At 64.5% G+C, this 15,595-nt stretch carries 14 protein-coding genes; 10 read left to right on the forward strand and 4 right to left on the reverse strand.

The window, feature by feature from the left end; translation table 11 throughout:
- Positions 1-293: 293 nt before the first annotated feature.
- The 6 genes from R1L06_RS01115 (at position 294) to R1L06_RS01140 (ending at position 5,704) form a co-directional block, all read left to right on the forward strand.
- On the forward strand, positions 294-824 hold the full coding sequence (locus tag R1L06_RS01115; protein ID WP_317216675.1) for a FapA family amyloid fibril periplasmic chaperone: 531 nt from the start codon (positions 294-296) through the stop codon (positions 822-824).
- Positions 821-1,438, forward strand: a complete 618-nt coding sequence (locus tag R1L06_RS01120; protein WP_317216676.1) for a FapB/FapC family functional amyloid domain-containing protein — start codon at positions 821-823, stop codon at positions 1,436-1,438. Before R1L06_RS01115 ends, R1L06_RS01120 begins: the two co-directional genes overlap by 4 nt.
- A gap of 43 nt (positions 1,439-1,481) precedes the next feature.
- Positions 1,482-2,798 carry a FapB/FapC family functional amyloid domain-containing protein gene (locus tag R1L06_RS01125; RefSeq protein WP_317216677.1) on the forward strand — a complete coding sequence of 439 codons (1,317 nt, stop codon included), beginning with the start codon at positions 1,482-1,484 and terminating at the stop codon, positions 2,796-2,798.
- A gap of 99 nt (positions 2,799-2,897) precedes the next feature.
- Positions 2,898-3,602 carry a C39 family peptidase gene (locus tag R1L06_RS01130; RefSeq protein ID WP_032127221.1) on the forward strand — a complete coding sequence of 235 codons (705 nt, stop codon included), beginning with the start codon at positions 2,898-2,900 and terminating at the stop codon, positions 3,600-3,602.
- Positions 3,603-3,615: 13 nt separating this feature from the next.
- Positions 3,616-4,365, forward strand: coding sequence for a hypothetical protein (locus tag R1L06_RS01135; protein ID WP_317216678.1), 750 nt, complete (start codon positions 3,616-3,618; stop codon positions 4,363-4,365).
- A gap of 46 nt (positions 4,366-4,411) precedes the next feature.
- Positions 4,412-5,704 carry a transporter gene (locus tag R1L06_RS01140; RefSeq protein WP_032127219.1) on the forward strand — a complete coding sequence of 431 codons (1,293 nt, stop codon included), beginning with the start codon at positions 4,412-4,414 and terminating at the stop codon, positions 5,702-5,704.
- A gap of 61 nt (positions 5,705-5,765) precedes the next feature.
- On the opposite strand, the gene R1L06_RS01145 is transcribed toward R1L06_RS01140, so the two are convergent.
- Complete coding sequence (locus tag R1L06_RS01145; RefSeq protein WP_317216679.1) at positions 5,766-7,025, reverse strand: phage exclusion protein Lit family protein; 1,260 nt, start codon at positions 7,023-7,025, stop codon at positions 5,766-5,768.
- Between the two features lie 4 nt (positions 7,026-7,029).
- Positions 7,030-7,338 (reverse strand): Pepco domain-containing protein, encoded by a 309-nt coding sequence (locus R1L06_RS01150; RefSeq protein ID WP_317216680.1) that lies wholly within the window; start codon positions 7,336-7,338, stop codon positions 7,030-7,032.
- 251 nt (positions 7,339-7,589) lie between these two features.
- Here R1L06_RS01150 and R1L06_RS01155 point away from each other — a divergent pair, with 251 nt between their 5' ends.
- The 4 genes from R1L06_RS01155 (at position 7,590) to R1L06_RS01170 (ending at position 12,297) form a co-directional block, all read left to right on the forward strand.
- A complete protein-coding gene (locus R1L06_RS01155; protein WP_049401484.1) occupies positions 7,590-8,729 on the forward strand; it encodes an SPFH domain-containing protein in 1,140 nt (379 codons plus the stop codon).
- Positions 8,730-8,749: 20 nt separating this feature from the next.
- Positions 8,750-10,102, forward strand: a complete 1,353-nt coding sequence (locus tag R1L06_RS01160) for a membrane protein (RefSeq protein WP_049461047.1) — start codon at positions 8,750-8,752, stop codon at positions 10,100-10,102.
- Positions 10,099-10,356 carry a hypothetical protein gene (locus tag R1L06_RS01165; protein WP_032127215.1) on the forward strand — a complete coding sequence of 86 codons (258 nt, stop codon included), beginning with the start codon at positions 10,099-10,101 and terminating at the stop codon, positions 10,354-10,356. Before R1L06_RS01160 ends, R1L06_RS01165 begins: the two co-directional genes overlap by 4 nt.
- A 276-nt stretch (positions 10,357-10,632) precedes the next feature.
- A complete protein-coding gene (locus R1L06_RS01170) occupies positions 10,633-12,297 on the forward strand; it encodes a tyrosinase family protein (RefSeq protein WP_317216681.1) in 1,665 nt (554 codons plus the stop codon).
- A gap of 84 nt (positions 12,298-12,381) precedes the next feature.
- Here R1L06_RS01170 and R1L06_RS01175 read toward each other — a convergent pair whose 3' ends face one another.
- Positions 12,382-13,278, reverse strand: a complete 897-nt coding sequence (locus R1L06_RS01175; RefSeq protein WP_049422211.1) for a tyrosine-protein phosphatase — start codon at positions 13,276-13,278, stop codon at positions 12,382-12,384.
- A gap of 17 nt (positions 13,279-13,295) precedes the next feature.
- A complete protein-coding gene (locus R1L06_RS01180) occupies positions 13,296-15,584 on the reverse strand; it encodes a TonB-dependent receptor (RefSeq protein WP_317216682.1) in 2,289 nt (762 codons plus the stop codon).
- Positions 15,585-15,595 lie beyond the last annotated feature (11 nt).

Raw genomic sequence — 15,595 nt, forward strand, 5'->3', positions numbered from 1 at the left:
GGATCCTAGCGCTTCCCTAAACGGCGGCGCAATGAGCAGTGCGTCAAGAAATTCCTGGCTGAAGCGGCACCGTTGCAGACCGCGACGCCACCTGTAACACGGATGCGACAGTCGCCCGCGGCCCTTGCCCTGCGGTGCCTGGGGCTTCGAAATCCCAACAATTCCGCGACGTGCCTGTAACAGCGTGGCAGCAGCCCGGTCAGGTGCGGCACGGTGCCGACATTGGCCGGTGGGCACTTCGAAGTTGGCACGGTTGATGCGTGGTTCCGCCGCACCCATCGCGGGAGATCGGCATGGACGGCTCCACCCTGATTCGCGGCCTGGCCGCAGCACTGGCAGTGGCCCTGCTGTCGGTTAGCGCGGGCGCATCCGCATCCGGCGCCCGCCAAGGCGTGAAGGCACAACCGGGCGAGATCGTCCTGCTGCGGGATGTATCCGCGCGCCCGGCATATCGCATGGCACCGCCGGGCATGGCGCTGATTGCCGACCCGAAGCCGCAGCGCGAGATCGCCACCGCATTGGGTGCCGGCGGCACAACAACCGGCATGGACGAGTTGAGCGATGAGGACTATGCCGGCATGGGCGCCGGCCAGGCTGCGTCCATCGGGACTCCGGGTGGCACCACCGTTGAACGGGTCACCCAGCAGGCCCTGGGCGGCACGCTGGGCCGCAGTGGCGACGGCATGGTCGGCAGCAATCTGGGGGGTGCCATGAGTGGGCAGCTCGGTGCGGTCGGCAGCAGCACCCGCGGTATCGCCGATATCGTGCGCGGCGCACTGGCCCAGTTCCCGCTGCAGGGCACGGCCCCGGCAGGTGGAAAATGAAGCCCCTGCACGGGTTGCTTCTGCTGCTCGCTGCCGCGCCCTGGGCGACCCGGGCCGATGACTACAGCGGCATGCTCGCCTATCTCGACGTGGCCCGCATCGACGGCCACGCACTTGCCGGAACGAATGGCGCCATCGCCGTGAACCAGGCCGCCGGCGACCTCAACGTGCAGGCAAACCTACGGGGTATCGCCAAGGGTGATCGCGCCGACGTCGCGATCAATGCGCGGCAACTGCAGCAGGGCAACCGCGTGCTGTCCGGGCCGCAGCAGGCCACTGCATTCATTGGCGGTGACGCACTGGCCGGTGCCAGCGGCATCGCTTCGATCAACCAGGCCAGCGGCATCGCCAACACGACGCTCAACGTCGTCAGCGCGACGCTGGCCCGACAGGGCATACGCGAAACCGACGATACGGCCTTGGCCGCCGAGGGTTCCGCGTTGGCAGGGGGGCGGGACGACACCGGTCACGGCGTCGCGACGGGCACCCGCAGCGCAGGTGTAGCCAGCACCGCACTGCGGGGATTCGACGGGGTCCTGCAACTCAATCAGATCGCGGGCAACGGCAACGACACGGCCAACGTATTGGGCCTGGTCGTGCAGGACCGCCCGTGACAACCACCCAACCGATGCACCACCTGATGAGAGAGAGGGCACCATGAAAGCGACCGTCAAACAGACCATGTGCGCCATGGCGATTGCCACTGCCTCGACCGCCGCTGCGGCCAATGGCTGGGACAACCAGAACGCCAACGCGAACATCAATCACAACCACACCGTCAGCGAAACCCGCAACGACACGCACAATCACACCGACAACGACGTACGCAACCGCACCGTCAACGTCAATGTGCAGAAACACAGCAACATCCAGGCCGACGAACGCAAGGAAAAGAACAACCACGGCGTCGACGTGAACCTGGAGAAGGACCTGCGGCTGAGCACCGACATCAATTTCTCCGGTGACCCGAACATCACCGGCAACATCGACCTCGACTCGGCGGCCATTGCCGTGATCGACAACCGCCAGTCGATCAGCAACAACGTCACCAGCAACAGCCTGGTCACCAACAGTGCTTCCATCGGTGACAGCGTGGGTGCCGGCGCCTCGGGCAATCTCGGCTTCAACGTGGTGTCCGGCGACAACAACGCGCAGGACAATGCCGCGTCGCTGTCCGCTGCCGACGCGTCCTTCAGCTTCGGCATGGCCGACGCCGAGGTGTTCGTCAACCAGGCCGGCTTCGGCAACGCCACCATGAACTCCGGGGTCACCAACGCCGCAGGTCTCGGCGGCAACGCCTTCGGTGGTGCTTCGGGCAACATCGGCGTGAACATCGCCTCGGGCAACAACAACGAGCAGAAGAACGCGCTCGCGGCCTCGGTAGCGACCACCGCAGTGGCGCAGTCGAGCATCAGCTCCAACCAGGTCTCCACCGGCAACACGGTCAGCAATGCCGGCTTCGTGCAGTCCTACACGGATACCGTGCAGGTCGGCATGCGTGGCGGCGTCAGCGGCCTGACGCTGGCCTATGGCGCGGGCACCTACCGCGGCACCGGCAACGCCTACCAGATGGCCAACTACTATCTGGATACATGGAATGGCGAGCTGCCACATCCGGGTGGCAACAGCACCGGCCACATCGACCTGGACAACGAGATCCAGAACGCCACGATGAACCCCAACCGGCCGGGAGTGGGCGGCCTGGGCTTCGATACGCGTGAGAGTGGCACCAGCCAGTTCGTCGAACTGGGCGTGGCCGATCTGTACGCCAGCCTCAGCGGCACGGTCAGCACCACGCGCTGGGTGAACGTCAACGCCACCAACACCTCGGCGTTGTCCGGCAGTGCCTTCTCCGGCGCCTCCGGCAACATCGGCGTGAACGTTGCTGCGGGCACCGGCAACCTGCAGGCCAACAGCCTGGCCCTGGCCGTCGCCCAGCCCAGCACCGGCGGCGGTGGCGGCAGCGGCGAGTAAGCGCAAAACCCCGGCCGTCCGCCAATGGCCGGGTCCCCGGGAGCCCCTGTTCCTCCTCCCCCTTGGGACAGGGGCTCCCCCCTGCTGCCGGAGAACGTGATGATCCGTTGCCGCCTCTCGATGCGCCTGCTGGCGATGCTGTTGCTGCTGGGTACCGCCTCCGCGTGGGCGGGCGAGGTGCGCTTCAGCGGCGTATTGCCCAATGGCGCGTTGCTGCAGCAGAAGGTGGAGAGCATGCAGGAGCGGCGCTACCGCAACGTGGTGCGGCAGCACACCGATTACAGCTGCGGGGCCGCCGCGCTGGCCACCATCCTGCGCCACGCCTACCACCTTGATACCGACGAGGCAACGGTGATCGAGGGAATGATGGGGGTCTCCGATCCCGCTCTGGTAGCCGAGCGCGGCTTCTCGCTGCTCGACATCAAGCGCTACGTGGAATCGCTGGGCATGCGCGGTCGGGGCTACCGCATCGATGAAACACGACTGCGCACCCTTCGCGTGCCAGGACTGGTGTTGATGGACGTGCGCGGTTTCCGCCATTTCGTGGTGCTCAAGCAGGTGCGCAACGGCATCGTGGAAGTGGCCGACCCCATCCTGGGCAACCGCAGCCTGGCCCTTCCGGAGTTCCTGGCCGCCTGGCCATCGCGCGCGGTCTTCGTGGTGATCGGCAGCGACTTCGATCGCAACACCGCTCTTCTGCAACCCAGCGAACGGCCAAGCGCCCGCGCGCTCTACGCGCGGCAAGGGCCGATCACCGATGCCGAACTGGTCGACTTCGGCTTCAGCCACGCCGACCTGTTCTGAAGGAGGTTCGACCATGTTCCGCCAACCGATGATGATGGCTCTGCTGCTGGCCTTCCCTTCCCTGCCCCTGCAGGCGGCAGAGGGCGCTCCCGGTCGCGGCCTGAAGGAAATTCCGGACCCGGAACTGAGCCTGATGCGGGGGCGCTACACCGTGGGTGGCAACAACGTTGCCTGGTTCGGGGTCACCATGGTGTCGCAGTGGCAGGCCAGCAACGGCGCGACGCTGCAGGGCAGCCTCACCCTGGGCATGGACTTCCGTGGTGGTGGCGCGCCGAAGCTGAGTTTCCAGCCCAGCGTGCATGTCACGGCAGCCGATGCGCCGCTGCCCGATACCCACGGACGCAGCATCGACAGCAGCGGCCTGGCCAACGCCAGCGGCCTGGTGCAGAGCGTGCAGGTGGCCGGCGATGGCAATGTCGCGCGCAACGTCACCACGCTGACCGTCCGCGAGGGTGGCGTGCCAGCCGTTCTCTCTGATGGCGCAGGCTACGTCACCGCGCAGCAGGCCGGCGCCAGCGCGACCGCCGTGCTGGAAGGCAACCAGGCACGCCTGCTGCTGCAGGTGGATGGCCAGGGGCTGGTGCAGCAGTGGATCCGCAATGGCAGCGTCGGCCAGGGTATCGCCCTCGCCGGTGACGGCCAGATCGCCAGTAACCAGCTGCGGCTGGAGCTGGTGCGCGGCGCCGTGGGCAGCAACCTGCCGTTGAGCCAGAACGTGGCCCAGGCGATTGCGTTGAACCGCGGCATGGGGCCAGGCCAGTAACAGGGCCTGGCATTGGGGGAAACGCTCCACAACGCAGGACACCAACATGCACACCCTGATGAGGATCACCCCGTTGGCGCTGGCGGCGCTGGCGGGCACCGCCCTTGCCGCACCGCCGACGTCTGACGATGGCGCTGACGTGCAGGCCCTGGCCAACCAGCTGGAACAGCTGAAGGCCAACTACGCACAGGAAGTGCGGCGGTTGCGCGAACTGGACATGCAGGTCCAGGCCATGCAGGCGCGCTTGAGCGGGCGGGTTGGCCCGGTCACAGCCCCACCGGCCGCGCCATTGGCGCAGGCGGCGGCCGCCGCGGTCCCTCCGAGCAGCGAGGGCTACGCCAGTACCGCCGCCGAGGCGCAACAGGCCAAGCAGGAGTCGCGGCGCAGCGTGGACGACGTGAAGCAACAGCAATCGGCCCTGTTCTCCCGCCGCTTCACCATCGAGAACAGCCTCACCTACGCCCGCTACGACCGCAAGCAGCTCACCCTCAACGGCTTCCTCGCGCTGGACGCCATTTTCCTCGGCAATATCGCCATTGAGAACGTGGAGTCCGACTCGCTGACCTACAACGTGGCGGCCCGCTGGGGTGTCAGCCCGAACCTGACGCTCAACCTGGACGTGCCTTACCTGGCCCGGCGCACCGTATACCAGAAGGGCGGCGCCGGCGGAGCAGCGGCCGCCATTGCACAGGAAGAGACCAACGGCAACGGCCTGGGTGATATCGGGCTCAGTGCGAACTACCGGTTGTTCGGCGAACGCGGCTGGCGCCCTGAGACCGTGCTTACCGCCGGCGTCACCGCCCCCACCGGGCGCGCACCCTACGGCCTGGACTGGAAGGTGATCGAGCGCGATGACGACGACTACATCCGCTTCGCCGTGCCGCGCGAGCAACCCACTGGCAATGGCGTATGGCAGGCCAACCTGGGCCTGTCGATGGTGAAGACCGCCGACCCGGCCATCCTGTTTGCCAACATCGGCTACGTGCACTCCATCCCGCGCGGGTTCAACGACATCGACAGTAATCCGGACACGGTGAACCCGGGCGATGTGAAGCTGGGCGGCTCGGTGTACTTCGGCGCAGGCGTGGCCTTCGCATTCAACGAGCGGACCAGCCTGAGCCTGTCCTTCAGTGACCGCATCAGCGCACGCGCTTCCACCCGCTTCCAGGGCGGCAAGTGGATGAAGGTAATCGGCAGTGATGCCAATGCGGCATCACTTAACCTGGGCGTGACCTATGCGCTGAACCAGCACACCACGCTGGTGACGCTGCTGGGCATCGGGCTGACCCCGGATGCGCCGGACTTCACGTTGGCGTTCAAGATTCCGTACATGTTGTAGCTACTTGAACAACTCGTCCCAGCCAGTCATCGGCATGGCTGGGACGGCTGCCCTGCCCTCATTATCGGTATCGACTGAATACACACTCCAGAAGTGTGTCCATCGCCTTTGAATAATTGCCCTGCAGACTATAGAGGAGCTTCATCCGGCGAAAGCGCCGTTTGATCTCTTCATCAGAGAATTCAGGCGATCCCGATCGGTTTGCGAGGAAGAACCCATCGATCACCGGACTCAGCACCGCCTCGACGAGCTTTACTGGATAGCCACGCCCAAGAATGGGCCTGATCTCTTCCCGGAATCGGGAGTAGTCAGGGACGTCTTCGAGCGAGCAATCATCAAGAAGTGCATGGATGTCGCATGCGAAAGCATCCGCGTCGGCGGAGAACCGCACTTCGATGTCTGGCAACAGATCAGCAGCCCGGGCGAATGCACGATCGATCAGATCTGCAACCAATACGATCTGTTCGAACGTCGCTTCATCCTCACAGCAATCGCGCAGTGCCTGTCGCATCGCCCCAAGCCGATCTGGGAGAGCAGGATGAGAGCCCGCATCAGTCGCATGATCGCCCAAGCGTTCCAGCAAGGACCACGACTGTAGCGCGAACTCCGCAGCTGCATAGTTGAGCATGTGGAAATTCGGATCATCATCACGCGCCGAACTGGCGTGCATCGAGAGCTGCACCGCGATGTAGTCGCAAACAAGCTCCTCCTCCACGGGCCCGACGGCTTCTGGCCGCGCCTCTCGCAGCTTATCCTCAACGTCGCACATCACATGCGCGAGTTCATGTGCAACCAGAAAACGCTGAGCACGCATGGCGAGCTCGCTGGCATAGACGCGCTGATGCTTTGAGATTTCGTAGTCAGGGCCGAAACTACCCTCGCACTGCCACCAGACAATCTCGCCCAGGATGCGCGCCAACTCGTCGAGCTCAAGCCCCTTGGAAGGATTGCTTTCAAGGCGAATGAGCGCACTGGAAAGAGGCCTTGCGACCCGATAGAGATACTCGGGGAGCGCTGATGTCATCACGATGCCGTAACTCCCGTCCTGGAACGTTTGGACGTATACGGCTGGGTTGTACTCGTAGATTTCCGCAGCTGAGATCCGACCATCGTCAAGGCGGCTGATGATGGACTCTGGAAGCAGGGGCCGCAGATCCTGAAGAACCATCTGCACCCGACAGGCGGCATCTGGCAAGCCAGTTGCCGCAGGTAGTTCCAGTTCCTCGGCAATCTCCGCGATCAGCTCCGGGCGCACTTTGCCTAGAGGATGATCCTGCTCCCGCTTCCGACGCTCGATGAAACTGCTGGCCTCAGTACTCATCTCATCAGCCCTTCCGCTTGAGCTTGAGCTTAAGCCCCGCCTGGGTCCCAGCAGAGAACTTCCCGAGCAACTCAACGCCGCCGCTTGCGGTTACGGCCAACGAAAGTTCGATTTCATCCACAACGACTGAAGTCGAGGCCAAAAAGCCGTCCTCCAGCATCTTCGAGAAATGTTCGGCCATCTTCCGGACACTATCATCCATTTCCATGGCACCTACTTCAACCACACGTGCCATGCCCGAACGCATCGACGCCAGGCCGTTTCTTACATTGCCGTCGGAAGGCTCTTCAACCAGAACGCGAATAACATCCATGAATCCCCCTGTTCGTCCGTTGATACTCTGAATTTCATATCGCCTCGCTCGAGGCAGGCTGATTATGTCCCGGTGGGGCGCCCTGACGCCAGATCAATCTACTGCCCGGACCTGCTGAGCCATTCGCGGCACAAGCGGTCGAAGGCAGAGACGGCATTCACCCACCGGCACCACAGCCGCCCCCGGCCACTGCTATATTCAGTCCAGCTCGGCAGGCATGGTGCCTGCCCTCGAATCACAGGGAGTTGGTCATGGGTCTGGTACAGGCGGTGAAGGGTGCGGTTGGCGGTGTGCTGGCCGACCAGTGGAAGGACTTCTACACCGTGCCGGCGGGCCTGCCGTCCACGGCGGCGCTGTTCGCGGCCGTGCCGCAGGGCACCAATGCCGGCCGCGGCTCCAACACCAGCGGCTCGTCCAACATCATCACCAACGGCTCGAAGATCATCGTGCCGGAGGGCTATGGCCTGCTGCTGTTCCAGGACGGCGCGATCACCGCGTTCGTCGCCGAACCGGGCGGCTACGAGTGGCGCTCTGACGATCTGAACTCGCAGTCGATCTTCGCCGGTGACGGCCTGGTCAGCACCTTCATCAAGCAGAGCTGGGAGCGCTTCAAGTTCGGCGGCCAGCCGGGCTCGCAGCAGGCGGCCTACTTCGTCTCGCTGAAGGAACTGCCGGACAACCGCTTCGGCACCCAATCGGAAATCTACTGGGACGACGGCTTCCTCAATACCCAGGTCGGCGCGGTCACCCGTGGCTCGTACACGCTGAAGATCGTCGACCCGATCCTGTTCGTGAAGAACTTCGTACCGGCCAGCTACCTGCAGCCGGGCCAGGTGTTCGACTTCACCGATCTGGACAACGCCGCCGCCAGCCAGCTGTTCAATGAAGTGGTCGGTTCGCTGGCGCCGGCCTTCAGCCTGTATACCAACGACCCGAGCAAGGGCAACCGCATCACCAAGCTGCAGCAGGACTCGCTGGGCTTCGCGCAGAGCCTGTCGGCTGCGGTCGAACAGGGTTACCAGTGGAAGTCCGACCGTGGCCTGGCCATCGTCAAGACCGCTATCGTCTCGATTGAATACGACGCCAATACCCGCGAACTGCTGAAGACCGTGCAGCGCGCCGATGCGTTGTCCGGTTCGCGCGGCAATTCCAACCTGCAGGCCAGTGTCGCCCAAGGCATCCAGTCGGCTGGTGAGAACGGCGGCGCGGCTGGCCTGGTCGGTGTCGGCATGGCCTCGGGCATGTTCGGTGTCGGCGGCATGCAGCAGCCGGTCACTCCGGCCGCGGATGACCCGGTCGCCAAGCTGAAGAAGGCCAAGGAAATGCTGGACCTGGGCCTGATCACCCAGAGCGACTATGACGCCCTGAAAGCCAAGGCACTGGGCCTGTAACAGCGGGACGCACAACGAACATGTCCGATCCCCGAAACGGCCCACCGCCGCTGCCCGGATCCGCGCCCGCGACGCCACCGCCCTTGCCGGCGGCGTCGTTGGACGGGCCCGGTTCGCCGCAGGACGTGCCTCCCCTGCCCGGCAGCTTCCCGCTGGACACCTCGAAACTGCCGCAGGCCATCCGCGATGAAGTGGAAGCGCCCGATCCTGTGGCCATCGATACTTCGGCCAGCGAGCTGAAGGACGGCCTCAACCGCTGCCCCAAATGCGGCGCCACCGACATCCGGCCCAAGGCCGGTACCGATATCCTGGTCTGCCTGTACTGCCGTCACGAATGGCATGGCGCACGCGTCGAGGAGGAGTTCGGGCTGGGCGAGGCCATCGACCAGCTGCGCGGCACCGTCATCGCCTCCGGCGCACGCGACATCGATGCCGACACCTCGGCGTTGATGACCTTCAAGTGCACGGGCTGTGGCGCAGAAGTCACGGTCAACACCGAAAGCACGATGACGGCGCGCTGCCACTGGTGCCGCCACGTCTTCGGCGTCAACGAGCAGATCGCCAACGGCGCGGTGCCCGATGCCGTCCTGCCCTTCCACATCAAGAAGGACGATGCGGTCGCTCGCATCCGCCAGTTCGTCGACAAGCGCCGGATGTTCGCGCTGAAGGCGTTCAAGGACCAGTTCACCCCTGAAAACGTGGTGGGCGTGTTCCTGCCCTACATGATCGTCGACAGCAATGTCAGCGCTGCGGTGGCCGGCAAAGGCGAGATCAAGACCCGTGAGTACACGGTCGGCAGCGAGAAGAACAAGCGCACCCTCTACGACGCCGATGTCTACCAGGTCGAACGCCAGGTCGATTTCACCGTCGACGATCTTCCGCTGGAATCCTCGGCCGAGCGCGGCAACCTGGATACCCGCGCCAACACCAACAACATCATCAACACCATCCTGCCGTTCGATACCAAGAACGCGGTGAAATGGAACGCCTCCTACCTGGCCGGCTTCACTTCGGAGAAGCGCAACCTGGATGTGGAAAAGCTGCGGCCGCGGCTGGAAGACCAGCTGCTGTCGATTGCCCGCGCACAGGTGGAAGGCTCGGTGAAGCGCTACAACCGCGGCGTGCGCTGGGAGCAGGAACAGCTGGAGGTGCATGGCACCCGCTGGGTGTCGATGTACCTGCCGGTCTGGCTGTACTCGTACCATCAGCCTGGCAAGAACGGCGGCATGCTGCACTACATCGCGGTGAACGGCCGTACCGGCGAAACCATGGGCAGCGTGCCCGTGCAGCAATGGAAGATGCTGCTGGCGGCCCTTGCCACCGGCACCGTCATTGAAGCCCTCGCAATTGCCTTCCTGGTGGCATCGACATGAGCGACGACAGTGGCCTCTGGCTGTTGGCGGCAGGTCCGGCCGGCGCAACCGCGCTGTACTGGGCGTTGTACCGCTATTACCGCAACACCGACAAATCGCATTCCTTCGAGCACGAGACCGAAATCGAGGCGCAGCCCGTGACCGGTTCAGACCAGCAGGTGGGCCGGGTCACCGGCACCGAGGAAAAGCGCATACGCGGTGACAACGTGTACGAGTACCGGAAACGGGTGGCAAGGGTGAAACCCGACCAGTAGAGCCAGGCCATGCCTGGCTGATCGACAACGCCGCAACGACGACGGTGAACAGCTTCAGCCGGGCAGATGTGTACGCGCCTGCGACTGTGGCCTGCTTCGCAGATCAGCTCTGTTTGCCATGCCTATACTACCGCCGCTTCCACCCCGGCCATCGTTGCACCTGCCGGTGGAAGCGGCGGGGCTGGATGTCCCCGTCGGGCCGGCCGCCACGCTGCCGCCGGCCCTGCCAGTGATTTGTAACCCAACGCGGTTCAACCAATCACCAGGGGGAAGGCTATGCGCTACACACGTCGTGATTTTCTTGCCACCACCGCCAGCGCTTCATTGGCGTCACTGGTAGCACCCGGGGCCTGGGCCAGCGGCGCCGCACCGGCCGGAAGGGCCGCGCTGGCGCGCTACCACCGCTACAACGTCACCAGCCCCGAAGGCCAGCGCATGCTGGCCAGCTACGCGCGTGGCATCAAGGCCATGTTGGCATTGCCGGCAGACGATCCACGCAACTGGTTCCGCAACGCTTTCGTGCATCTGATGGACTGCCCGCACGGCAACTGGTGGTTCTACGTCTGGCACCGGGGCTATGTCGGCTACTTCGAACAGACCATCCGCACGCTCAGTGGTGATCCGCAGTTCGCCATGCCCTACTGGGACTGGACCGAGCTGCCACGGATTCCCCCAGCGATGTTCGACGGCGTATTGACGCCCACTGACAGCGCCTATGCGCCGTATACGCGCAACCTGGCGGTCTTCACCCGGTTCATGCGCCCGGCGCTGCAGCGCTACTGGGACACGCTGGATGCAGGCCAACGCGGCCAGCTCAAGTTCCGCGGCTACCTCACTGCAGACGATGTCTGGAACGATGTGACCGGCTACAGCGTCGCGGAAAAGACCGGCATCTCGGGCAATGCGGCCTATGCGATCACCTGCGGCGCCCGCTACCTCTGGCGCGAGAATCCCGGCTTCGATGCAAAGACCGCTTCGGCCGTGTCTCCCGACACCATCCACGCGGGGCTGTCGCCGGTCGAGTTCTACAACGACGATGTCAGCCGCAGCTTCACCAGCTCGCGTACGGCCTCGCACGTGGTGCAGCCTGACGGCGCCACGAAATTCTCGGTACTGGAAGGATTCCCGCACAACAAGGTGCACAACTGCATCGGTGGCGTCGGCGCGGTCGATCCCGGCCCCTACGGCAACATGACCAACTTCCTGTCACCACTCGATCCGATCTTCTACCTGCACCACGCCAACATGGACCGCCTGTGGGATGTGTGGAACCAGCTGCAGCAATCCCGCGGCAAGCCGATCATGCCCGTCAATGTCGACCAGCGGCGCCAGTTCATGAACGAACCGTTCCGCTTCTTCGTCGATGCACAGGGCAAGCCCGTTGGCGAGCGTCCGGCCAGCGCGTTCTTCTCCACCACGGCCTTCGACTACGACTACGTCTACGCGCGCCGCAACGACCTGCTGGAGGCGGCCACACTGCCAGCAGCTGCCGGCACGGTGCGGCTGGTGCGCGGCACACGCTCCGATGGCGCCGTCCGCGTGGCTGTCCCCAATGAGGCGGTGCGCGCGCACCTGACCACATCGGGCCCGCGCCAGTTGATTGCCGAAGTGACCTTGGAGCGACCACGCGGTTTGAACAATACGCGCGAGTTCGACGTGCTGATCAACGCACCGGCGGGAACCGCCTCCGTGGCGGCCGACAGTCCGTACTACGCCGGCACTGTATCGTTCTTCGGGCCGACCATGGCCGGGATGGATCACAGCCACCCAACCACGTTCGCGGTGCCGCTGCCGCAGAAGCTGGGGGCCCTGCAGACACTGAATGCCGCCGATGGGGGAACGACCACGCTGGAGATCCGCCTGGTCGCATCGTCCGGCCAGGCACCGCAGACATTCCCGGTGCTCGACGCCGCTATCCTGATTGCGCCGCTGCGGCCGTGATGATGCACGGCAGGTGCCGCCGCTGTCCGGCACCTGCCTTCAGCCTGGCAGTCCTCAGCCTGGCAGTCCTCAGCCTGGCAGTCCTCAGCCTGCCTGCCCCAGCCGCACCTTCAGCTGCTGGATCTCCTGTTCGCTAACCCCGATCGACTTCAGGTACCCTTCCGCACCACCGTACTGGCTGTGCAGTGCCGCCAGGAACTGTTCCATGTTGTCCGGTGCGGTACCGGACATGCCAGCCATCTTGCGGGCGATCTCGGGATTCTGCTTGACCAGCGCCATGATCTGCGCGTTCATCGCGCTGTCCTTTGGCTGCCCTTCCAGGTAGTGCGCGGAGATCGCGTAGTTGTGCACGATCTCGGCCTTCGGCACGCCCGCCAGGTCCAGCAGCAGGCCAGCGATGATGCCGGTGCGGTCCTTGCCGGCCGTGCAATGGAACAGCACGGCACCGTCCTGCTGCGCGGCGATGCGCTGGAACACCTGCTTGAACTGCGGCTGGCTGTGGCCCAGCCACTGCACATAGGCTTCGCCCAGCGAATCCGGGAAACTGGTCATCATCTTCTGCAGGTCCATCTTCTCGGTGCCCATCAGCGAAATGCGCTGGTAAGCAAAGCGATCATCTCTGGCCAGCAGGTCCGGCGACTGCGCCTCTTCATCGGCAGTACGCAGGTCGATATCCAGCTTCACGCCGGCAGCGGCCAGGGCATCACGGTCGGCATCGGTGAGGCGACCGAGGTCTGCGGTGCGCACGAACGCATCGGCCGGAATCGGACCGTGGCGGCCCTGCAGGCCGGCGAAGGTACGCACGTTCCAGGCGCCCTGCAGCGGGATCACGCGCTGCGCATCGGTAGCGACGGGCTTCACGTTCGCAACAGCCGTCGGCTTCGCGGCGGCGACCTGCGGCGCATCAGCGGCAGCAGCCGTCGCAGCCATCGGCAGGCTGAGCATCACGGCCAGTACAAGTTCGGTAGAGCGGTGCTTCATGGAATTCTCCGTTCGAATCAGAAGTTGACGGCCACGTCCAGGCCGAAGGTACGCGGGTCGTTGAAGATGCCGCTCTGGCCCAGCGCCGCGCTGTTGATCTTGTAGAACAGGTGCTGCTCATCGAGCAGGTTGCGTGCCCACAACGAGAACGACATGGTGGTGCCAGTGCTGTTGACCGGCACATCCACCAGCGCCACCCGTGCGTTCACCACGAACGAGCTGTCGGTCAGCATCTGGTCGTACTCGCTGGTGTAGTAGCCATCGGACCAGTTGCCGTCCACATGGAACTTCAGTGCCGAGAAGTTCGCGAACGGCACCAGGTAGTCGACCGACAGGCTGCCGGCGTTCTTCGGCGCCAGCAGCGGCTGGACCGTTACCTGCACCCCTGCACCGAACGGGTCCGTCGCGGTCTGCGCATCGATCTTCGTATAGGCGTAGTTGAGGCCGAGGGTGAGGTTGTCTACCGGCATCACGTTGAACTCCAGCTCCGCGCCGCGCGACTTGCCATCGCTCAATGCATTCGTCGTGACCATGGTGGTGCGGGTTTCGCCGCTGTTCGGGTCGAACGGCAGCGAGAAGTCCATCTGCTTGTGCGCGATGGTCGAATCGAACACCGCCAGGTTCAGGCGCGCGCGGTTGTCCCAGAACTGCGATTTGAATCCCAGCTCATAGGCCGTCACTTCTTCAGGACCGAACGCGCTGTAGTTGGTCGAGCGCGAGTTGGCACCGCCGGCCTTGAAGCCGGTGCTGTACTTGGCATAGACCATCGCGTGCTCGCCGAGGTCGTAGGCGATATTGACCATCGGGTCGAAACGGCTCCAGCGATCCTTGAACGCAAGGTTGGTCGCCGCACCATTGACGATGTACAGGCTGCCCTTCTTGTCATCGCGGGTATAGCGGCCGCCGGCGGTCAGGTGCAGGCGCTGCAGTGCCTCCGGGGTCCACGTGGCCTGGCCGAACACGCCCAGGCTGTCGGTCCAGGCCTTGCTGGCGCGATCGATGCGTACCCGCGAGAGATCCAGCGGGTTGGTCGCCGGATTCACGGTGTAGCTGTTGCCACCCGGCCCCCAGACCAGCATGTTCGGGGTCTGCGCATTGTCACCAGCGGTCTCGTGGTAATAGAACGCACCGCCCAGGAACTGCACCTGCGAGGTGTTGCCGATCAGCTGGAATTCCTGGCTGTACTGGTGCTGGTAGACCTGGGCCAGGCTGTAACGCCCGAAGGGTGTGCCTGCGCCACCATAGGCCGAAATCGCATCGACCAGCCCCATGTCGAACTGCCCTTGGGTGAGTTCACGGTAGGAACTGATCGACTTCAACTCCAGGTTGTCGTTCAGCGTCCACGACAGGTTCAACAGATGGCCACTGGTCCGTCCGATGTTGTCTTCCTGCGGCCCGCCCAGGATGGTGCTGTCGCGCCGATCCTGGCTGGCGCCGGCCTTCTGCAGGGGGCTGAGGTAGGCGCCCGGCACCAGCACCTGGGTGTGATATGGCGTGGTGGCATCATAGGAGCGATCGAACGCGTACAACAAAGAGAAGTCATCGCTCGGCTGCCACAGCGCACTCAGGCGGGCGCCGCGCTTGTCGTAACTGTTGAAGTCGCGCTCGCCGCGCATCGGATTGTCGGTGGTGCCGCCACGCTTGGCCTGCACGGCGTCGATCTTGAAGCTGACATCGCCCACCTTGGGCAGATCCAGGTGCAGCGCACTGTTGTAGCCGCTGAAGTTGGACACGCCCGCGCTGACGTTGCCGCCAAACTCGCCGGTCGGCGCCTTGGTGACGATGCTCACCGCGCCGCCTTCGGTATTGCGGCCGAACAGCGTGCCCTGCGGCCCCTTCAGCACTTCGATGCGCTCCACGTCGTAGAGCATGCTGCCCAGGCCCTGCGCGCGGCCCATGAACACCCCGTCGACGTAGATGCCGACGCCGGCATCGCGGGCCGGTTGGTTGGCGTCGCCGGAGGCACCGATGCCACGGATGCCGATGTTCAGCGCAGAACTGCGGGTAGCGAACGGCGTGACCCGCAGTGATGGGATGGAGCCATCGGACAAGTTGCCCAGCGAAATCGCGCTGCGGTCCTTCAGCGCTTCGGCATCGACCACCGATACCGAGATCGGGGTCTCCTGCAGGTTGGTGGCGCGTTTCTGCGCAGTCACCATCACCTGGTCAAGGGCGACCACGGTGCGCGCGGCATCGGCGGATGCCTCGGCGTCGGCGCTGGGACTGTCTTCGGCATGGGCCAGCGCCGGCAGTGCGGCGGCAATGGCGAGGGTGAGCAGCGGGCGGTGCAGCAGGGCGTGGCGCATCGGACTCATTC

It is taken from the genome of Stenotrophomonas mexicanensis (genome assembly GCF_032911605.1).
GTDB lineage: Bacteria > Pseudomonadota > Gammaproteobacteria > Xanthomonadales > Xanthomonadaceae > Stenotrophomonas > Stenotrophomonas maltophilia_A.